Here is an 18170-nt window from a genome sequence, read left to right as displayed (position 1 = left end):
CTGACCTTAGCGATGGGCCAGGGCGCCGGCGATCGCGGCTTCGCCACGCCGATGGATCTCGCGGGCGTACTCGGTCCAGGTGCCTTGTCCCCAATAGCGGAAGCAACTGGTTTCCAGCAGCAGCAGATGGAGCAGGGCCTGTTGATAGGGCGGGGTCTGGGTCACGGCGGGGTCGTGAGCCACCAGGGGATCAAACACCTGGTGAAACTGGGCACTGAGGCTGTTCATCGGCTCCAGCACGTTGGCGTAGCCCTCCACCCAGCTGAGGTTGTTGGTCCAGGAGGCGCCGGCCATCGAGAAGGAGGGATCGGTGGCCTGGAGGTGGGCGATCGCCGCCTGAATGGCGGCGGGGGTAGGCGATCCGCTCAGCTGTTGCCACAGCTTGTGCTGATGCACCGCTTGAATCTGCGGGAAATCCTGGGTTGACACACCAGCGGCCTCCAGCAATTCGAGGTATTCCGTGCCATTGATCGCCACCGTGCCCGGTTCACTGCCATCGGAAGCAATGGTGTGATGGGCCTGAATGAAGGCTGGCGGGAACTCATTCATCATCACGCCACCATTCTCCCCGTCGGCAATCTGGGAAACGAGTGAAGGAATCGTGGTGTCTCCCAGCACTTGCCGGCCGAGCCCCAGGGCTTCGTAACAGGGCTGCATCTGGCCCACCAGCTTGGTGTCGGACCCCTGGGTTTTGATCAGTGCCGTGATCGAGACCTCTTCGCCACTGGAGCTGCGCGCCACGAGCTGGTTGGGGATGAATTTCTGCTCCTGAGACAGGCCGGAGCCATCGAGGTTCTCGACGCTGTGTTCCTGCACCAGCAGCCAGCGGTAGCCACACTCCCTGAGGGCCTTCACGAATTCATAGAGCGTGTCGGGGTGGTTGGGCAGGTGCATTTCCGGAGGTGAAAAGCCCTTCACCCGTTGCAAGGCTTCCTCACCGAAGAGGGCCGCGAACTGATGCTGCCAGGCCAGGATCTGCAGCTTCAGGTCGGGGATGGGCGTGGAGGGCGCCACCGCATGGCTCCAGAAGGTGCCGAGCCACTCCACATGGGGCTGGAGGGTGGGATCGCAGGCGAGCTTCTGGAGGGCCTCGAGGATGTCGTGGCGGCCCATCTGCTCAACGCCCCAGAGCAGGTTGCCCGAATAATCCAGCATGATCCGAGGGTTGCAGCCCTCCTGAATCAGCTGGGGAATGATGTCAGCGAGGCGCCTGTAGCACTGGGCAAAGGGTTCGGCGTTGTGGTTATCGCCCTCGCCCGGGTGCTCCAACATGTACTGAAGATGGGAGATGAGTTCGCCATGCGCCCCGGCTGGAATCGTGGGCTGATGCATGTGGAGCGCGCAGGCAAAGCCTGAACGGATCTGCTCCAGCTGGAGATTGGTGTGCGGCAGGAAAACCGGGCCGGAATCCTGAACAAGCGCAAGGATCTCGGCTTCAGAGCCAGCGATCGGCGGCAGGGGGGTTGGTGGTTGTCTGGTCTGCATGGTCCCCATTCTGCTCACCCCAGCTGGCCCCGAGCTGCTCGCCCCCTTCCGCAGTCTTCGTGATTGAGGACATCGGCGCCGGCAAGTGGCGAGACCCGCGACAAACTCCTAGGGTTTGATCAGTTGCTTGCTCAGCCAGTGCAGACGCTACCCCTGGGTCTGGCCGCTGTGCTTCTGACCCTGCCGCCTCTGGCCCTGCCGCTGCTGGCGCCGGGGCCAGCACTGGCTCAGAAGCGGATTCCCAAACTGCCGGGTTATGACGAGTGCCCGCTTGGGTATGTGAATGACCTGAAGCAGCATTGCAATTCACCCATCGATTACGAGGTGAAACCCACCGACGGCAAGCCCTGTGACTCGGGCTGGATGAACATTGGGGCGGGGTATTGCAAGAAGAAAACCCTGGGGATTTTCTGATCTCAGCCGACCTGGAGCAACCAAGGGAGTTGCATGAAAGCAGGGGCGCTCAGAAGGAGTCTTCCGTCTGGCCGGCGAAGAGGCCGGCGTAGCTCTCGCTGCCCTGCAGCTTCTGGAACACGAACTGGCAGATCGCGGTGCCGGGATGCACAGCCAGGGGAGCAGGGCCGAAATTGCTCATCTCCAGCACCTGCTGGCTGTCGATCCCCGGCCCCATGAAGGGGGCGCTGATGTGCACCATCAGGCCCAGCCGCGCGAAACGGCTGCGACCCTCCAGCCAGCCGCACAGCCCGGGGCCCAGGCGCAGCCGCTCCTGGGTGATGCCGAGCACCGTTTCGCCCGGCATGATCAGGATGTGCTGGCCCTCGGGCACCTCGATTTTCTCGGTGAGCTGCCTGTAATCGGTGTGCTCACGCACTTCGATCACCGCGTGAACCTTGCGGAAGACGCGAAAGGTGGGGGCGAGGGTGAGGTCGAGCGAGGCGGCACCCAGCCGCTCGGGATCGAACGGGGTGACCGTGATCGAGCCCTGCTGGATCGCCTGCAGGATCGCCTCTCTCCCCAGAACGGTCATGACTTTCCATGGGGGTGGGCGGTTGTGGATTATCTCAAGCGCTCGGCCCGGACTCCCAGGCTGAGCGCCATCAGCTCCGCCGGGCTGTCCGGGATGGCGGCGATCCCCATCGGCTGAAGCCATCAGCCGGCACCGAGGAGACGACACGGCGTGTGCGACGCGATCAGCCTGGGTCAGGTGTGCGGGGGCTGGTGAACACAGCGTCCAGCCAGTCGTAGGCACGTTGGTGGAACAGGGAGCGCCCCGTCTCCTCGCAATGGCCGCCGGCGCCCTCGGCGGTGGTGAAGCGCACGAGGGTCCGAGGACACTGCAGCGCGGCATACAGCTGATCCGCGAAGCGCGCGATCGGATCCGCCTCCGCCCAGGCCACGAATGTGGGGCAGCGGATCCGTTCCGCGCGCCCCTTGAGGCTGTACGCGCCGGCGATCCGGAAGTAATCGGCGAGGGACTCGAGGCCGTGCACCCAGAGGGCCCGCCGAAAGGTCCAATGCAGGTAGGGATTGGAGCGGATCTGGGCTTCGAGGGCTTCGAGATCGGCGGGAGCGATCTCGGGCAGGCGTTCGCGCACGGCAGGGGGCAGCGGCATGGTCATGCGCAGCGCTTCGAGGAGGTCCCACTGGCCGGGATCGGCGATGCAGGCCGCGAGGCGGTGCTCGCCGCTGGCCGCACGGGGCGCCAGATAGCCGCCGAAACTCCAGCCGGTCAGCGCGATCCGCTGCGGATCCACGTCCGGGCGGGAGAGCGCGTAGTCGACCACCGGGCCCACCACGGCCTCCCAGTCGGGGCGGAACACCAGGCCCTGGTGGATGAGGGGCCGGCCCTGGCCGGGGCCGTCGAAGGTGAGGCAGTGGTAGCCGCGGCGGACGGCGGCCACGGCATGGGCAAAGTGCGCCTCGTGCACAGTGGCGTCGTAGCCGTTGGTGGCGATCAGCGTGGGGCGCGGCAGGCCCGAATCATCGGCACGGTGGAAGTAGCCGGGCAGGCTCGTGCCCTCGTAGGGGATCTCCACAGCTTCCACGGCCGGCACCATGCGCTCGGCCGCCCGGGCGAACGCCTCGGCCTCCCGGTCGAAAGCCTCCACCAGCCGGGCCTCCACGGGCGCACCGAAGAGCGGCAGGTAGGAGGTGCGGTAATAGTTGCTGGCGCGCAGGTAGGCCTCACGGGCACTCACCGAGCGACCGGCCGCAGCGCAGGCGTCGGCAATGGCAAAGACGCGATCAGCGGTGGCAGTCCAGGCGTGAAACCAGCTGTCCGGATCCCCTTTGGCAATCTGCGACGCCGTGACGAAGCACTCGCCGAAGTCCGCACCTCCATAGAGCGCGTGCGACAGGGCGCGGACCGCAAAGCGCTCAAAAAGTGGATCTGGAAAGAAGATGCCCATCGGGAGGATCACCTAAGGCGAAGCGAGGACGATCAGGCGCGCGCTTGATCATCAGGCAACAGAGAGCTGCAGAGGGGGGTGCCATCCGTTCAGCAGCGGTTCTGACCAGGGAGGCTCCATGCCCCCGTACCCCTCCCCCACTTGCCAGCGTCTGAGGCAGTCCATCGCCCGGCGCGTGACATGGCCTGGAGCGCGGGAAGCGAATGGTGGGCCGGGTGCTCACCGGCAACGGCGACCTGAGCGACAGGGAATACGACCAGCGTCATGCCGATGTCTTTGGCGATATGGCGGAGCAAGGGAGGAGCGATATCGCGGCCGTTGTGCATTGAAACCGTGGTGCAGCGACCGGCGTTGTGCCCACGATCAGGCCGGCACGATGATCTGCTGCAGACCCACGAAATCACTCTCCAAGGTCGGCTCGCCGTCTTCCAGGAGCATGGCGATCACCTCCTGGAGATTGGCCTGAAGCTCGTCGAGGGTTTCGCCCTGGCTGTGAGCACCCGGAAAGCCCGGGACGTACCCCACCAGCAGACGCTTGTCCGGGCAGCGCTCGATCACTGCTGAGAAAGTACGCACAGGCTTTGACACCTCCAGGCCAATCATCGTAGAGACCTTGTCACCTCTGGCCCATGGACGGGTGAGCAGCATGACCTGGCGGCAGAACGTCCTCTTCACCAGTGCCACCCCCGTCGCAACCCAGCCAGGATGCCCCCATGCCCGGCCCCAGCGCAGGACGTGGCCCGGCGAGTCCTGGGAAGCGGTGGTGGGCAAGGTGCTCACCGGCAATGGCATCACCGCCTACGGCAACGGCGTCTACTCCCTCATCGGCGGCGACCAGCTGAGCGACCGCGAGCGCGACGAGCTGCTGAAGCAATGACGCGAGCAGCAAAGGGGTGGGGTGCGGGTAGTTATCGAGGGGAAGCAGAGCTACTAAGGCTGATCGAGCGTGCGTGGCCCCTTGATCACAGCACGGGCGAGATCAGCTTCGGTGATCTCCGGGATCTCGACATACTCTTCGGGCAGGATCTCATGTGGATCCACACGCGGAAGGTCCGACAGGATCGGATCCTCAGTAGAAGTGGTGGCGTAAACGCAGTTGCTCTCTTGCATTGGCCTTACGCATCGAAATGATCTGACGAAAAGAAACGCTGGGTATAGACGATCACGACCATACGACCTTCCAGGAGTCCCAGTCAGACGGTCCGTACCTCACCACAGTCGCACCGGCGGTCCTCGAACTCCACGGTTCGCCCCGCAAAGATGCGTTCAGCATCAAGAAAGTCCAGACCTCGCTGCTCAATGGTGCGGAGACGCTTGAGGGGATCAAAGCGGATCACAGTGTTGCAGCCTTTGGCAGGAGGCCATGGCGTGGACCGGAAGGGGGATGGGCATAACCAACGCGAGAGGGAGTCACGATCGACAAGTGCCACCCTCCGTCACACCTCCGCCAGCAACGGGCGTCACCGCGCCAGCGAACACGTGAAGCGGGTGGGCAGGACACGCTGTTCGGTGGCGACCTGGCAGCAGCGGATCTGACCCGCGCGAACTGGGGAGTGGCCCAAAGGCCCAGCCCTCAAAGGTGTGCTTGCTGTCGATCCGCCCTTCGATTGAGCAGCTGAGTTAGCTGGCCACGTCCCTGCGGTAGATCCTCACAGGGCCAGCAGTTCCTGCCTGACGTGATGGAGGCGGATCAGGGGCGGCGCCCCTGGCCGGGATCGCAATAGCAGACGACAGCGTCGCGAATCTCCCGGTGGAGCTCCTCAAGGGTGTCGGCCTCGGTGTGGATCGCAGCGGCTGCTGCGCTGGCCCGGTAGGAGCCATCCTCCGCTTCCTCCAGCACGAAAAGGATGTTCTGCATGGTGCCCTCCAGTGGCACCAATCTTGCAGTGGTGGGCGGGATGCTGCACCCCTGCCTGCAGCTACGCGATCAATGCCCCAGCAGCTGGCGGCCCAGGGCCGGCTGTTCATTGGCTCTGCCGCAAGGTCCGAACAGCCGCGATCAGTGCAGGAAGGGATTGCTCACAGATCAGCAGCACCTGCGCACTATCGAGATCGAAGTATTGATGGGCGATCACATCGCGAAACTCCATGGCACCCTTCCAATCCACCGATGGGAATTCAGCCTGCAGACGACCAGGCCAGTGACGTTCAAACCGTTTGAGAGCCAGGGCCTATTAGAAGTTATCCAGAGGCTAGTGACTGCAGTGGTTCTTGCCAGCCCAGTAGCCGCAGCAATCCCTTGATGTCGTGCGACAGAGCGGCGAGACCTTCAGCGATGGACCAGAACCCATCCAGCCGCAGTGCATTCATGGCCATGCTTCTGAGCGTGGCCAGGATCTGAACGCCGTTCTCCTCCCGGTAACGGTGGGCGTCTTCCCGCAGCTGGGTATCGCGAGGCCAGTGCCAGCTGTTCTCAATGCTCCAGCGATCACGCACGTGCTGCAGCAAGGCCCTGGAGCCAGCGCGCAAACTCGTGACGTAGTAACGGGTTTCATCCACAGGCTTGCCCTCTCGGATGCCTTTGCTGCGCACGGCGATCACCGTGGCGCTGCCGGGCCAGTTCTCCACCACCCACGCCGGAGCCGGCATGCCGCACAGGGTCCAGGTGATGTCGCGCCCGTGATCCACCTCTCGCCTGCTGGTTTTGAGCGGCACCCGCCTGCCGTAGGTCAGTCGATCTCTAATCACCTGAAAACCCTTGCGACGACTGTGTTTCACTGCAATCAGGAAGTCGGCGTCACGCTGTTCGAGATAGAGGAAAAAGGGCGGTTTGCATGCAGGGCGTCTGCCTGCACCAGCACCCCATCGAGCTCAACACGATCCAGCAGCTTGCGCAGGGCCTGGATCTCTCCGCCAGCATCAGTGGCGTAGGTGCTCTGGGCAATGGCCACGCCGAGGCTGTTGGAATAGAGGCTCACCTGGGCGATGAAACGCGCTGCGCCAGAAGCGTTCTCATCGATCGAACCCCTCAGGGTCTTGCCGTCGCAGACCAGGGTGTTCAATCCTTCTGCCACGCCAGGCTGGGCTGCCATCCACTGCTGCAGCAGGCCCTCAAATCCCTCCACATCGAGCTGAGCCAACAGCAGCCGAAAGGTGGAATCCGACGGGGACTTGCCGAAATCAGTGCCCAGCAGCTCGTTGAGCATCTGACGGTGGCGCTTGGCGAATCGCTCCATGCCCACCAGCGAACCCTGGTTGCTCAGGATCGCAAGGATCGCCACCAACAGCATCCACCACTGCGGGAAGCGAATCCCCCGGCGCATGCGGCAATCGGGCAGCGCCTTGAGGAAGCTGATCAGATCGGTTGCGGTGGCTGGCGTTGCGAGCTGGGATCCCAAGGCTGAGGAGCGGTTCCCACGCAGGACAACGCAGATGAATGGGGACGGCCAGCACTACTGGGACACACTTCTAATAGGCCCTGGTTTGAGAGCTTCTCCAATGGCCAGAAACTGCATGCAGATCACATCAAGAAGATCCCTGCCCACCTCCGTTTCAACTTGAGATGGGTCCTTGATTCGTCATGGCCGCAGGCCTTCGTCAATGAAGCGCTGCTTGAGGAAGGGGTTCATGCGCTCGCGCAACCGGACCACATCCACAGACGTGCTCAGCAACGTTTCCAGCTCCTGCTTGAGGCGCACCAGGGGGTAGGGGGTGAGCGGATGAAGCCGCACCCACACGTCGACATCGCTATCGGGGCGGGCGTCGCCACGAGACACCGAACCGCCGGGTAGCCCCGGGGAACTTCCCTCCGAGGCTACCCGGCAGCGATGAACGTCCTGGGTATCTGAGCGGTGTTGGCGATGGTGCGCTCCAGCATGGGCACCAAGTGCTCCGGATCCGGCGACTGGTTGCTGACGCCCATCGCCACGATCACCTGATGGTCGCCATCGACTGCCGCCTGGCAGTTGTAGCCCTGCAGCAGGTTGCCGTCGCTCTTCATGATGTGGCTGCCTGGATCAGTGAAATTCCGCTGCGCAGCGGCCGTGGGGCTGCCATCGACCCGATGGGCCAAGCCGCGATGGGGCATGGCATCAGCTGCCTGTGGCTCCAGCCCCTGTGGCTCAAGACCTGCCTCCTTGGCCTTCTCGATCGCCAGATCTTTGGCGGCTTCTGCTTTCTCCTGCGCCTTGACCGCTTTGTCGCGCAGCTTGTGTTGCTCGCTGGCATCCGCGTCTGAGGCAGCGGCATCAGCCGCCGCAGCCTCTGCCTCTCCTGCCTGTTTGGCGCGATCACGGGCAGCGGCGGCGGCGGCTTCTGCTTCCAACGCTTGACGGGCCTGACGGATCTTCTCCAGCCGGTCCTGACGGCGGCGCAACTCCTCGGGCAGATCACTGCCCAGCTTGCCCTTGCCGTACTTGCCATCCTCCTGCGCATCGAGGAGCTCGGCCCGGCGCATCAGCTCCTTGATCTCCTTCTCCAGCTGCGCCTCGGCTTTGACCATCGGCTCATGGCTCATGGCTCATGGCTCATGGCTCATGGCTTTGTGCTTGGAGGCATTGGCCTGCACCTTGGTGCCATCAAGCGCCACATGGCCCAGGCTGACCAAGCCGGCGGTCTGGCAGAGCCGCAGGATCTGCACAAACAGCTCGCTGAGCACCTCAAGGTTTCGGCGGCGGAACTCGCTGATGCGGCTGTGGTCAGGCTGCTGGTTACCGGTGAGCACCCGGAAGGCCAGATCCTCGTAGCAGGATCGCTCGATCCGGCGGGAGGAGACGACGCCGATGCAGTAGGCGTAAAGCAGTAACAGGGTCAACCGCTGCACGGAAGCCTGCGGCTACATCCGCGGGTCAAAACCCTTTTCGCCACGCGGATCCTTGGCCTGAGCAGGGATCACAATCGCCGAGAGATCCAGCCCATCCACCAGGTCCAGCAGGAAATACACCTGATGGTCAGCCGACAGCCATTCACTCGGTGAGGCCGGCAGCAAGGAGGTCTGTCCCGGAACCCAGGGGCGGAAGGTTTTGGGCCTTTGCATGCCCCATTCTCTCGCCCGGATCCATTGCTGTCACTGGGATCCGGGCAGATTCACGGGCGGCTGTGGAGAGGCACTGGGTGATCTACGCGCAACAGCCTCCGAGACGGCGTCGGGTCACCACAAAGGAGATCCGCTGAGCGACCTCGAGGTGCTTGCGCTGATCGAGTCCCTGCCTGCCGATGCGCCGGGACGACGTTGGGCTGATGTGCTGCGACTGCTTGCGGAGCTGGGCTTGCGGCCGATCGAGCTCAAGCACCTCTCCGTCCGGCGGGAGGCGGGTAGCGGTGAGCTGATCTGGTGGTGCAGCTACCGCAAGCGGAGCGGTGGCGGCATGACGGCGCCAAGGCGGATCCATCCGTTGCAGCTGACGGACTGGGACGGTCGGCGGATGGACTGGAACCTGTTGCAGCGCTGGCAGAGCGGATTGTTGGAGCTCCCACCCCTGGGCAACGGGCCCGGGGCCGCCGATGCGGTGGGCACCTACCTCAAGCGGCAGGCAGGCTGGAAATCCCTGGTGGAGCGGATGGTGGAGCGGGGGGAGCGGGCGGTGGCCTACAGCTTCCGGCACGGCTACAGCCTGCGGGGCCACCAGCTCGGAATCGATGCGGGCAGCATGGCGCTGAGCATGGGTCACTCGCTGGAAGTTCATCTGCGCAGCTACCCATGGTCGTCGCAATCCACTGCAGCCCAGGCATTTGCACGCGCTGCTGCGGTTCCAGCGACCATCGCCCCCGCCTGAGCAAACCAACCTGAGCGGAGCTCAGAAGACGATCGGCAGGGGTGGATTCACAAGATGCTCACTCAGACCTCCCATCAGGGAGGGCAGGTGATCCTGCTCAGCTCTGATCTGGAGCGCAGCCACACCCTCGAGCCATTGGCCGAACTGCATCTGGCCAGTGCCCGGTGTGAATTCACATCGCGGTAGCGGCCATGAACCGGACCGGCCCCGGATAACTCGCCAACTGGGTATCTGCCGTGATCAGCAGCAGCCCCTCGGAAGCAGCCTGGGCAAGCAACAGCCGATCGAAAGGATCGCGGTGCAGGGGCGGCAGCTGGGCCACCGCCAGGGCATGGCGGGCTTCGATCGCCAACTCCTGCCAGTCCCCATCCAGCAGGGCCCTGCGCAGCACCGCGGGCTGCACGTTGAAATCAGGCCGCCCCAGGGCCTGCTTGATCACCAGTTCCCACAGACTGGCCACGCTGAACACCGGGGTGTTGAGCGGGTCTTCCAGCATCTCGGTCAGGCCAGCGGGCAACCGCTCGGGAGATCCCATGGCCCACACCACCAGATGGGTATCAAGCAGGAGATGCATGGCGCCGCTCAGCCGCCTTGCCCAGATCCTTCAAACAGATCGGCGAGCTCGCCGGCAGCCATCTGATCGAAGTCGTCGGGCACGGTGCACTGTCCCCGCAGCAGGCCCAGTCGGCGTGGTTGCGCCGGTGCGGCGGTGCCCTCATCGAGGGGGGTGACGCGCACCATCGGCCGGCCGGCCTTGCAGATTACAAACGACTCACCTGCCGCCGCTTCCTCCACCAGGCGGGAAAGGTGCGTCTTGGCCTCGTGCATGTTCACCTGACGCATGGCCACCGGTACAGATGCCTCAACCAGCTTAGTCGACTAATCCTTAAATCAGCTATGCAGGCGGGCTTATGGCGTCCAGCATTCGAACCTGATTAGTGGATAGGAACGCCACGGGACTGCGGCTGCCGGAGATCCCCCCGCGACAGGGTTCGATGCCGGCGGCTCTCATCAGCCGTTGCGCAGTGGCGTGGCTGATCTTCCGGGCCTTGCGCCAGACAACCACTGGCATCCCATCAGGGATGGCTAAGCGCGTCACGGTTTGCATGGGCGGCACCATGCCAGCCACCAGGGATGTCAGCCTTGTCAGCCTCGATGTAACGCCGCACTGATCATCATCTCAAGCCCCCGCAGGGTTAAAGAGTACAGGCGACAACCTTCCTGACAGGGGGGGCATGTCACCTAGATTGGGCGGTTGCCAATCTCACCACCCAGCACCTCATGAGAAGACTTCTGATCGGGCTTGTTGCTGCTGGGCTGACACTTCCTGGGTTCGCCCAATGCAGAGACGGCCAAGACCCTTTTTCCGGCGAGCGCCCACCCAGCGGGGCGATGCTTGCGAAGTGCGGCGATGCGCCAGGGGAGGTCTGCGGGGTGAAGATCATCGACCTCCCAGGCCGAAAGACTCTGTACGTATGGCATCCCGCAAGGATTCAAAGTGCCCTGTCGATTGTGTACACGGGATCCTCGTTTCATCCCGGCAGTCGCTGGAGCGGCAGCTGGGACAATGAGTATGTCGTGAAGACACAGCGAAAGATCAAATCCTTCGACGGCAAAACCCTGATCTGGGAAACCAGGAATTCCGACAACGAACCCTGGGGCGAGGAAGTCGAATTCACTCTGTTCTGACTCTGCCCAGTTTCACGAGCCGCTCGACAACGGCATCTGCCCACCCCCAGGGAACCTCTTGACAACGAGCCCTAAAAGAGGGTCTGGAGCCGCGGTTTGTTCGGGATGCACTATTTGAAGGTGGATTGGGCATCCATGAGCTTGATTTCATCTTTATGGACGCTTAATCGTGCCCATTTGGGGTGGTGTATGGCCCAAATGGGCACACCACTCCCCCAATCATGTCTTGCATAGCAACTCATGGCGCGCCATGACTAGGTTGTAGAGGCCTGCCAGCACATTCACCTTGCAGCGGTTCTTGAGCATGCCCCGCAGCCGGGTCTTCTGAAAGCCGAACTGCCGTTTGATCACGCGGAACGGATGCTCCACCTTGGCGCGGAAGTGAGCCTTTGCCGTCTCGATCAGGTCATCCACCCTCCCCTCGGGTGTATCCGGTAACGCGCGGCGCATTCCGGGACGCATGGCAGTACGGAAGCCGATACCCCTGCCTTCCATCTCGGGTCGCTTCTCAATCCCCTGGTATCCCGCATCTGCGCAGACCACTATCTCTTCACCGTGCAGGAGTTCAGCGGCTGGGGTGAGGTCATGAACATTGGCGAAGGTCGATTCCACCGAGTGAATGAGGCCGCTCACGCTGACCACCCCTATGTGGACCTACCGCTTCGCGGGCCTACGGCTACATCCCAAAGTGCCATTGCTTGCCCTTGCTGGTCTGGTGCATCTCAGGATTCCTCTCCCGCTTCTTATTCTGGTGCCTCCGGCACACTCGGGCTTCGCCCTCGTAAACGTGGAGCTTGGAGCCGCGATGATCGTGGTCTCATCGGGGATCTGATCGGTGATCAGGGCGATACCGGCAAAGCGGCGCATGGTCGCCACCTCAAGCAGCGCATCCTTCATCGCCGAATCGCTCAGGTCATACCACTGCAGCAGCAGATGGATCCGCAGCATGGTTTCCAGCGGATAGGGCGGCCGGCCACCCTTGCTGCTGGTCCTGGGGTAGTGGGGTTCGATCAGATCAATCAGTGCTTTCTACGGCACAACCGCCTCCATCTCAGACAGAAAGCGCTCGCGCCGGGTGCGCTTTTAGGCCATGGACTGCTCGTAATCACCAAAACCAAACTGCTTGGCGCCCATGAAGCCTGTCCGCGTCACCGATCACAAGGCCATTGTCGCGCAGGTTGGTGGGGTTTTCCAGAGTCGCCCTAAGAGCCGCAGCGAGTAGCGGGCGAAGGCCTGGCTTCGAAGCCGATGAGGAATTGATTCGAATTCGCGGCCTGGCTAAAAGAAGCAGAAGCGACCCAGCACTTCGGGGAACTGGAGAGAGAGGGGAGGAGTATAGTGCCAGATGGAGTTAAATCAGTAGCTGGGACCGTTCGTTAGCCGGTAGAGGGCGAGGGGGAAATAGGTGCGTGCGACACCGACGAACCGTAGTGAGTACGACAGATAATGCAGGTCTTATTTCACTAAGGTTGCGCTGAGTTGATAAAGAAGCAGGATGCTCTACAGCTTGGTGGGTTTGCTGGCTTTGGCCGGGCTGCTTCCAACGCCTGCAGCGGCGCAGACTAACCAGACCTGGATCTATGCCACAAACTCTGGGGGGGGAATAGCCTGGAATAATTCCGGCCTCGCCTGGAATGAAGCCGATAAGTCCTGGAAGGGATCCCTAATCACCTATTCCAAGTCTCCCGTGCCAATGGGCAGCAAGAGGATCAGTTACTACCTGGAAGACTTTAAACTAAAATGCCAAGGACCCGAGTACTTCTATAACAATGTAAGTTTCTATGATTCTGACAAGCGATTGGTATCGACTATGTCAGCCACCAAGAAGGTACCGATAGAGCCAAATTCACCCTATTACGTCTTGTCATCAGTCCTGTGTCGCGGAGTCCTCTTTCGTGACGGGAGGTCACTTCGAAATGTCGGCAGCATAACCACGGTCATGGATGCACTGATTGGCAGGTAGTTGAAAAGCGATTGATATCGAACCCATTAACACTTACTCCTCGGAGCGCAGAGATGCGCTCGGCTACATAAAGTAAGCTTGCAAGGTCACAAAAAGTCGATCCCTGGATCTTAACCATGCCTACATTGGCTCTTTTGCGTAGCTTTTGATGCGTTGAAAGGTAACCCTTTGTGACATGGTTCGCGGATCGATGCGACTTCTGTTCTTCCAGCTGCGATAGTCTTTTTAACTGTGACTTACTGGGAGCATTTCCGTGGGGACCTGGTGCGCTTTTCGGAGAATTGGCAGCAAGAGTCTTGCCGACAACAAAACATTCTTTGTTTCAATGCTTGGTGTCTTCACCGTCATTTTTGTCCAGCAGCAACCCGCGTCAGCTTTTATTGTCGAAACATACAGTGGCGAGAAGTACGACGTAACCATAAAAACTGTTTCCTATAATGAGGCTCCCGCTCTCTTCGCTGCTGGTCAAGCAAGGGGATCGGGGCGGATGCCATGGTGGGGCAATGAATCTAAGGCCAAGGAATTCGACGATGCTATCTTCTCTGCCACCAAAGGCAAGTTAACTGCCAATATATGCTTTGCAATCGTCACCCACGACAAGACTAGTTTAATGAACTGCGTCAGAAGTCCAGCCATAAAGTTGTCCGATAAGCTACCATATTATACCGCTGTCCCCGTGCGATAGCCATGCCTTGAATGGAGTAATTTCACTTACATCAAGTCGTGCCGTAGCCTCGCTCCAAGTCATTTCAAGAGCTTTTAGCAGCTTCCTGATTTAAGCCATCAATTGAACTAGCTTTCCATTGCCAATAGCAAGATTTCATCGTTCCCTCCACCTCCAAAAGATGCTCGGTGGACTGCTTCGACTCGTCAAGTGAGTCCCTAATTTTGCCTGCATGGAAGCAGCCGATACGATCTCTCCATGCCTTGTCAAAGGCACTGTTCTTCGGGTTACTGTGTTGATGCTTCAGTGGCGGCGTCATCTTGATGAAGGCGTCTCCACAACCAGCTGGTGCTGACCACAGAAGGTGTCCATCACAATCCCTGAATCGGTGACCTGGCACCGCTTAGCTGCCAGGCCGCCCAGTATTTGTAATCCTTCCATTCCTTGTGCTTGGGAGTGCTGCGGAACTCCTCCTGCACCTGCACCAGCGCCTCCTGCCTGCCTTTGCCGGCCTTGAGCAGCCTGTAGTAGCGCGCCCGGGGCTTTTTTATGCTGACTCTCCCCGTGCGCCATGGCCGGAAGCCCCAGCATCCAACCATCGCAACGCCAATAGGGATGCTTGAAATCCAGGGATCGAGCCCAGCAGGAGATCGATCCGACAGCGGACGTTCGCAGGATGGCTTGCTCAGCAACGCGATGCAGGCCTGAGCCTGGGTCTTTGATTCTCCGGCGCGGATGACCCGACCTTCTCTGCTGGTGCATGCGGTGGTGGCAGGGGTGAATGGCCTGATCAGCCTCACCCTCCTGCTGATTGCCCCCCTGGGGCTGGCAACTGTGATCACGCTCACCCTCCTGCTGACCCTGAGCACCTTCCTGGGAGGCCTCTCAGGTGAAGGGGTCCTTCGCTGGTTACAGCACAGCCGGCAACGCCCATGGCGCGTGGTGCGGCCGGCGCCGCGCGGCGACCGGCAGCTCTCTGGGTCAAGGGAACCATGATGCGGACCCTCTATTTGCTGCGCTCCCATGGAACGGCAGGGGTGGAGGGAGAGCAGGTGGTGGTTCGCTGCGCGGGCGAGGAACTGGAGCGGATCCGCCTGCCGATGCTCGATCAGATCCTGGTGATGGGAAACCTTCAGCTCACAACACCGTTGATCCGGGCCTGCCTGACCCGTGGGGTGGTGATTGCCTATCTGAGCCGGCATGGCTGGTGCCATGGACGGTTGCAGCCGGTGGAGGCGGGGTATCGCCATCGCGCTCGCTATCAGGCGCTGCTCAGGGAGTCCGACCGACTCCAGGCAGCAGCAAGCCTTCTGGTGGGTAAGGTCGCCAATGGCCGTACTCTTCTGCAGCGACTGACCCGCAGGCAGAGAGACGCACGGATCAGTGGGGCGATCGATCGGCTGCAGTGGCATCTGCAACAGCTGCCGAAGGCCCGGAGTCTTGAACGACTGATGGGACTGGAAGGCAATGCTGCAGCGGAGTACTTCGATGCTCTCGGAGGACTGATACGAGTCAATGGATATCTGTTCGAAGGGCGCCATCGCCGGCCTCCTACCACCCCGTTTGATGCCCTTTGTGGATTCGGGTACTCCCTGCTGTGGAATGCCCAACTCACCCAGATCGAATTACAGGGGCTGGATCCCTACGAAGGAGTTCTGCATAGCGGGTCGCCGAGGCATGCGGCCCTGGTTTCGGATCTGATCGAACCGCTGCGTACGTTACTGGTGGATCCATTCAATGTCTGGCTGATCCGGACGCGCAGGATTCGGGTCGAGGAGCATTTCGAGGCTCGCGATAGCGGCATCTTCCTGAATGAGGAAGGGCGACGGCTGTGGCTGCGATGCTGGTCCACCTACATGTCTGAATCGGTGCGGCTATCTGATGATCATGCAGGGCCTCGATGGGAGTTGTTGGATCGCCTGGCACGAGCCTTTGTGCGATTCGTCTACGACCTAAGCCAGGGCCTCACCGTTCCCAGACGACGATGAAGGGCCTGAGAGATAAGCTCTGGATCGTGGCCTACGACAGCCCCAGCAATCGACGGCGACGCAAGATTGCCAGCCTGTTGGAAGGCTATGGCGTGAGGGTGCAGTGGAGCGTGTTCGAGTGCCGGCTCCGAGAGGAGGAAATAAAGGTGCTGGTGCATCGGCTCCGACGAATCGTTAATGATGAACAGGACAGCATTCGCCTGTGGCCATTGCGTGATTCAAGTCTGCAACAGGTCGTGCAGCTCGGAAAGACACCATCCAGCTCCACATGGAGCGACACGATTCTGTAAGCGCGCAGCACTGACGAGACCTCAAAACCCAAGTGGTGGCGTGGGGCTGCGCGCTGCCCTGCGGCGCAATGGGTTTCGAGATTTTACACAGAGTGGCAGAACGGTTTCTGCTTGGCAGAATAGGGCTGCGCGCAAACGGCTCACGCCGACCATGCGCCGCAAGGCTTTTCGGAGCCGTAGTCGCCACTCGTTGGCGACACCTATTGATTGGAAACTGAAACGCTCAGTGAATTTCTTAGCCAATGGTCTAGCCAGGGTCGCCACTCGTTGGCGACACCTATTGATTGGAAACTGGATAGACATGGATTACTCCACGGTGGGACAAGTGTCGCCACTCGTTGGCGACACCTATTGATTGGAAACGTTTGCATTAAGGATGTAACAATATTCATTGGCACTAGGAAAGGTCGCCACTCGTTGGCGACACCTATTGATTGGAAACTGTACACACACCCACGCCCCACACACAGCACCCTAAGTCGCCACTCGTTGGCGACACCTATTGATTGGAAACACTGCAGACAAGAAAAAGAACTGGTCCAAGTTCCTACCCAGTCGCCACTCGTTGGCGACACCTATTGATTGGAAACGACTACTCACAGCCTCAACGACAATCTGTTAGGATCAAGGGTCGCCACTCGTTGGCGACACCTATTGATTGGAAACTTGGAACGTGTTAGCTAGCACCTCCTCGTGGCTAAGTCGCCACTCGTTGGCGACACCTATTGATTGGAAACTGGCCAAAGACCTTTGAGTACTCGCTAGTGATTGAATCCAGTCGCCACTCGTTGGCGACACCTATTGATTGGAAACTACCAATGCGAGCTGAGCGGTAGACACGGTCATGGATTTACTGTCGCCACTCGTTGGCGACACCTATTGATTGGAAACAACGCGCTCGATGAAAGAGTGGTTCAATTTTCCACGTCGCCACTCGTTGGCGACACCTATTGATTGGAAACTCTATGATCTAGCAATGGGACAAAGGGATGTTAAGTCCCGTCGCCACTCGTTGGCGACACCTATTGATTGGAAACGACGACGGGAACTTCTTGATGTAGTTCTTTGCCAAGTCGCCACTCGTTGGCGACACCTATTGATTGGAAACCCCTACAGAACACACCTGGAGCAATTTTTCCTTGCACAAGTCGCCACTCGTTGGCGACACCTATTGATTGGAAACCTGTTAAAGAAGGAGTCGAAGAAGGACATCGCTTGTGTTGTCGCCACTCGCCAGCGCGATTGCCTCCGGACAGGGGCCACCGCACAGCGCCGCCAGGCGCAGCTCCGGAAGGGCGAGCACATTGGCGGCGGCGGTACCCTCCAGATCGCTCAGGAGATCCCCGAGCTGCAGCGTGTAGTGCCCGAGGTAGCGCAGAAGATAGGCCGTGCGGAGGATCGACTTGCCATAGGGCTCTGAGGCCACCGGAGCCGAGGTTGCATAGTTTTCACGCAGGCGGATATCGGCATCACGCTGGCGAAGAAGGAAGTCGCGCTCGCACTCTCCTGAACGCGAAAACGTGTTGATCACGGCAGGGATCAGCCGGTCATACATGGCGGATCGCCTCCGGACGGATGACGCGAAACGTGAGGTTGATCCGCTCCTCTTTCACCCGCAGACGCGGCGGAACCTGGTGGAGCCACCCCGCCTGGGTGGGGGGATCCATCGACAGAAGATCCCCATCGCCCAGTTCATAGGCCAGAGGGTCGCCGTGATGGAGTCCGGGGGTCTTCGGCTTGAGCCGAAAGCTGCGGGCTGCGCCGAGGCTGAGGGAGGCGATTGGCGCTAGGAGTTTGTCGCGCCACTGCTGCAGCGGCTTCGCCCAGCCCTCCTCCCAGCGCTGGGCGAACAGGGGCCTGGCCTCCAGCCCCAGGGCTGATTCAAAGTGTGTCACAAGCTCTCTGGCCGGGGCTGCCAGCATGGGTTGAGGTCGGTGGAATCGCGCTCTTCCTGTGCCCGAAACCGCTCTTCCCGCAATCGATCTCGACCTAATCAGCTTTCTCAAGG

General features: G+C 60.9%; 25 protein-coding genes, 1 pseudogene and 1 CRISPR repeat array. Of the genes and pseudogenes, 8 read left to right on the top strand and 18 right to left on the bottom strand.

Features of this window, described 5'->3' with window-relative positions:
- Positions 1–6 precede the first annotated feature (6 nt).
- Complete coding sequence (locus tag KQ310_RS02415) at positions 7–1485, bottom strand: glycosyl hydrolase family 57 (protein WP_259720196.1); 1479 nt, start codon at positions 1483–1485, stop codon at positions 7–9.
- Positions 1486–1623: 138 nt separating this feature from the next.
- Here KQ310_RS02415 and KQ310_RS02410 point away from each other — a divergent pair, with 138 nt between their 5' ends.
- Positions 1624–1899, top strand: a complete 276-nt coding sequence (locus KQ310_RS02410) for a hypothetical protein (RefSeq protein WP_259720195.1) — start codon at positions 1624–1626, stop codon at positions 1897–1899.
- A gap of 49 nt (positions 1900–1948) precedes the next feature.
- Here the strand turns inward: KQ310_RS02410 and dcd are convergent, their stop codons facing one another.
- Both dcd and KQ310_RS02400 read right to left on the bottom strand, forming a co-directional pair.
- Positions 1949–2473 carry a dCTP deaminase gene (gene dcd, locus KQ310_RS02405; protein ID WP_259720194.1) on the bottom strand — a complete coding sequence of 175 codons (525 nt, stop codon included), beginning with the start codon at positions 2471–2473 and terminating at the stop codon, positions 1949–1951.
- A gap of 163 nt (positions 2474–2636) precedes the next feature.
- Entirely contained in the window at positions 2637–3866 is a 1230-nt protein-coding gene (locus KQ310_RS02400) for a S9 family peptidase (protein WP_259720193.1), read from the bottom strand.
- Positions 3867–4057: 191 nt separating this feature from the next.
- On the opposite strand from KQ310_RS02400, the gene KQ310_RS02395 reads away from it, so the two are divergent.
- On the top strand, positions 4058–4183 hold the full coding sequence (locus tag KQ310_RS02395; RefSeq protein ID WP_259720192.1) for a hypothetical protein: 126 nt from the start codon (positions 4058–4060) through the stop codon (positions 4181–4183).
- Positions 4184–4217: 34 nt separating this feature from the next.
- Here KQ310_RS02395 and KQ310_RS02390 read toward each other — a convergent pair whose 3' ends face one another.
- Positions 4218–4502: a type II toxin-antitoxin system HicB family antitoxin gene (locus KQ310_RS02390; RefSeq protein WP_259720191.1), complete on the bottom strand. Its 285-nt coding sequence runs from the start codon at positions 4500–4502 to the stop codon at positions 4218–4220.
- Here KQ310_RS02390 and KQ310_RS02385 point away from each other — a divergent pair.
- Complete coding sequence (locus KQ310_RS02385; RefSeq protein WP_259720190.1) at positions 4501–4731, top strand: hypothetical protein; 231 nt, start codon at positions 4501–4503, stop codon at positions 4729–4731. The genes KQ310_RS02390 and KQ310_RS02385 overlap by 2 nt on opposite strands.
- Before the next feature lie 813 nt (positions 4732–5544).
- Here the strand turns inward: KQ310_RS02385 and KQ310_RS02380 are convergent.
- The 8 genes from KQ310_RS02380 to KQ310_RS02345 form a co-directional block, all read right to left on the bottom strand.
- Entirely contained in the window at positions 5545–5712 is a 168-nt protein-coding gene (locus tag KQ310_RS02380; RefSeq protein ID WP_259720189.1) for a 2-oxoisovalerate dehydrogenase E1 subunit beta, read from the bottom strand.
- A 106-nt stretch (positions 5713–5818) separates the two neighbouring features.
- Positions 5819–5983 (bottom strand): DUF86 domain-containing protein, encoded by a 165-nt coding sequence (locus tag KQ310_RS02375; protein WP_259720238.1) that lies wholly within the window; start codon positions 5981–5983, stop codon positions 5819–5821.
- 52 nt (positions 5984–6035) lie between these two features.
- Positions 6036–6572, bottom strand: a complete 537-nt coding sequence (locus KQ310_RS02370; RefSeq protein WP_259720188.1) for an ISAs1 family transposase — start codon at positions 6570–6572, stop codon at positions 6036–6038.
- Between the two features lie 5 nt (positions 6573–6577).
- A complete protein-coding gene (locus tag KQ310_RS02365) occupies positions 6578–7192 on the bottom strand; it encodes an ISAs1 family transposase (RefSeq protein ID WP_259720187.1) in 615 nt (204 codons plus the stop codon).
- Positions 7193–7372: 180 nt separating this feature from the next.
- The gene (locus KQ310_RS02360; RefSeq protein WP_259720186.1) at positions 7373–7570 is read right to left on the bottom strand and encodes a nucleotidyltransferase family protein; all 198 of its coding nucleotides are present in this window, start codon (positions 7568–7570) and stop codon (positions 7373–7375) included.
- 38 nt (positions 7571–7608) lie between these two features.
- Positions 7609–8310 (bottom strand): hypothetical protein, encoded by a 702-nt coding sequence (locus KQ310_RS02355; RefSeq protein WP_259720185.1) that lies wholly within the window; start codon positions 8308–8310, stop codon positions 7609–7611.
- A 3-nt stretch (positions 8311–8313) separates the two neighbouring features.
- A complete protein-coding gene (locus KQ310_RS02350) occupies positions 8314–8616 on the bottom strand; it encodes a transposase (RefSeq protein ID WP_311134685.1) in 303 nt (100 codons plus the stop codon).
- Between the two features lie 12 nt (positions 8617–8628).
- Positions 8629–8781, bottom strand: coding sequence for a hypothetical protein (locus KQ310_RS02345; RefSeq protein ID WP_259720183.1), 153 nt, complete (start codon positions 8779–8781; stop codon positions 8629–8631).
- 196 nt (positions 8782–8977) lie between these two features.
- On the opposite strand from KQ310_RS02345, the gene KQ310_RS02340 reads away from it, so the two are divergent.
- A complete protein-coding gene (locus tag KQ310_RS02340; RefSeq protein ID WP_259720182.1) occupies positions 8978–9568 on the top strand; it encodes a hypothetical protein in 591 nt (196 codons plus the stop codon).
- Between the two features lie 172 nt (positions 9569–9740).
- Here the strand turns inward: KQ310_RS02340 and KQ310_RS02335 are convergent, their stop codons facing one another.
- A complete protein-coding gene (locus KQ310_RS02335; protein ID WP_259720181.1) occupies positions 9741–10142 on the bottom strand; it encodes a type II toxin-antitoxin system VapC family toxin in 402 nt (133 codons plus the stop codon).
- An 8-nt stretch (positions 10143–10150) separates the two neighbouring features.
- Positions 10151–10411 (bottom strand): type II toxin-antitoxin system Phd/YefM family antitoxin, encoded by a 261-nt coding sequence (locus KQ310_RS02330; protein ID WP_259720237.1) that lies wholly within the window; start codon positions 10409–10411, stop codon positions 10151–10153.
- A gap of 438 nt (positions 10412–10849) precedes the next feature.
- Here KQ310_RS02330 and KQ310_RS02325 point away from each other — a divergent pair, with 438 nt between their 5' ends.
- A complete protein-coding gene (locus KQ310_RS02325; RefSeq protein ID WP_259720180.1) occupies positions 10850–11257 on the top strand; it encodes a hypothetical protein in 408 nt (135 codons plus the stop codon).
- Between the two features lie 219 nt (positions 11258–11476).
- Here the strand turns inward: KQ310_RS02325 and KQ310_RS02320 are convergent.
- The 3 genes and pseudogenes from KQ310_RS02320 to KQ310_RS02310 form a co-directional block, all read right to left on the bottom strand.
- Positions 11477–12340: pseudogene (locus KQ310_RS02320) on the bottom strand (transposase); the annotation flags it as partial.
- Between the two features lie 1629 nt (positions 12341–13969).
- Entirely contained in the window at positions 13970–14203 is a 234-nt protein-coding gene (locus tag KQ310_RS02315) for a hypothetical protein (protein ID WP_259720179.1), read from the bottom strand.
- A gap of 52 nt (positions 14204–14255) precedes the next feature.
- Complete coding sequence (locus KQ310_RS02310) at positions 14256–14576, bottom strand: CHAT domain-containing protein (protein ID WP_259720178.1); 321 nt, start codon at positions 14574–14576, stop codon at positions 14256–14258.
- 43 nt (positions 14577–14619) lie between these two features.
- On the opposite strand from KQ310_RS02310, the gene csx18 reads away from it, so the two are divergent.
- Genes csx18 through cas2 form a run of 3 tightly spaced genes read left to right on the top strand, consistent with a single transcriptional unit; the run spans position 14620 to position 16162 of the window.
- Positions 14620–14880, top strand: coding sequence for a CRISPR-associated protein Csx18 (gene csx18 / locus KQ310_RS02305; RefSeq protein WP_259720177.1), 261 nt, complete (start codon positions 14620–14622; stop codon positions 14878–14880).
- Positions 14877–15872 (top strand): CRISPR-associated endonuclease Cas1, encoded by a 996-nt coding sequence (gene cas1 / locus KQ310_RS02300; protein ID WP_259720176.1) that lies wholly within the window; start codon positions 14877–14879, stop codon positions 15870–15872. The genes csx18 and cas1 overlap by 4 nt, the downstream gene beginning before the upstream one ends.
- A gap of 26 nt (positions 15873–15898) precedes the next feature.
- On the top strand, positions 15899–16162 hold the full coding sequence (gene cas2, locus KQ310_RS02295) for a CRISPR-associated endonuclease Cas2 (RefSeq protein ID WP_259720175.1): 264 nt from the start codon (positions 15899–15901) through the stop codon (positions 16160–16162).
- 179 nt (positions 16163–16341) lie between these two features.
- Positions 16342–17420: a CRISPR direct-repeat array (repeat unit 36 nt; unit sequence GTCGCCACTCGTTGGCGACACCTATTGATTGGAAAC).
- Between the two features lie 289 nt (positions 17421–17709).
- On the opposite strand, the gene KQ310_RS02290 is transcribed toward cas2, so the two are convergent.
- Positions 17710–18057, bottom strand: a complete 348-nt coding sequence (locus tag KQ310_RS02290; protein WP_259720174.1) for an alpha-ketoglutarate-dependent dioxygenase AlkB — start codon at positions 18055–18057, stop codon at positions 17710–17712.
- Between the last annotated feature and the right edge of the window lie 113 nt (positions 18058–18170).

This window comes from Synechococcus sp. CS-1328 (genome assembly GCF_025128095.1).
In the GTDB taxonomy this organism is placed as follows: Bacteria; Cyanobacteriota; Cyanobacteriia; order PCC-6307; family Cyanobiaceae; genus CBW1002.
The sequence above is the reverse complement of the archived record's forward strand: the minus strand, read 5'-3'. Positions and strand labels throughout refer to the sequence as shown.

Excerpts from the sequence above, each read along its gene's own strand:
- KQ310_RS02415 (WP_259720196.1), bottom strand. The coding sequence starts at position 1,485 with ATGCAGACCAGACAACCACCAACCCCCCTGCCGCCGATCGCTGGCTCT.
- dcd (WP_259720194.1), bottom strand. The coding sequence starts at position 2,473 with ATGACCGTTCTGGGGAGAGAGGCGATCCTGCAGGCGATCCAGCAGGGC.
- KQ310_RS02395 (WP_259720192.1), top strand. The coding sequence starts at position 4,058 with ATGGTGGGCCGGGTGCTCACCGGCAACGGCGACCTGAGCGACAGGGAA.
- KQ310_RS02385 (WP_259720190.1), top strand. The coding sequence starts at position 4,501 with ATGACCTGGCGGCAGAACGTCCTCTTCACCAGTGCCACCCCCGTCGCA.
- KQ310_RS02390 (WP_259720191.1), bottom strand. The coding sequence starts at position 4,502 with ATGCTGCTCACCCGTCCATGGGCCAGAGGTGACAAGGTCTCTACGATG.
- KQ310_RS02380 (WP_259720189.1), bottom strand. The coding sequence starts at position 5,712 with ATGCAGAACATCCTTTTCGTGCTGGAGGAAGCGGAGGATGGCTCCTAC.
- KQ310_RS02355 (WP_259720185.1), bottom strand. The coding sequence starts at position 8,310 with ATGAGCCATGAGCCGATGGTCAAAGCCGAGGCGCAGCTGGAGAAGGAG.
- KQ310_RS02335 (WP_259720181.1), bottom strand. The coding sequence starts at position 10,142 with ATGCATCTCCTGCTTGATACCCATCTGGTGGTGTGGGCCATGGGATCT.
- KQ310_RS02330 (WP_259720237.1), bottom strand. The coding sequence starts at position 10,411 with ATGCGTCAGGTGAACATGCACGAGGCCAAGACGCACCTTTCCCGCCTG.
- KQ310_RS02325 (WP_259720180.1), top strand. The coding sequence starts at position 10,850 with ATGAGAAGACTTCTGATCGGGCTTGTTGCTGCTGGGCTGACACTTCCT.
- KQ310_RS02315 (WP_259720179.1), bottom strand. The coding sequence starts at position 14,203 with ATGACGCCGCCACTGAAGCATCAACACAGTAACCCGAAGAACAGTGCC.
- csx18 (WP_259720177.1), top strand. The coding sequence starts at position 14,620 with ATGACCCGACCTTCTCTGCTGGTGCATGCGGTGGTGGCAGGGGTGAAT.
- cas1 (WP_259720176.1), top strand. The coding sequence starts at position 14,877 with ATGATGCGGACCCTCTATTTGCTGCGCTCCCATGGAACGGCAGGGGTG.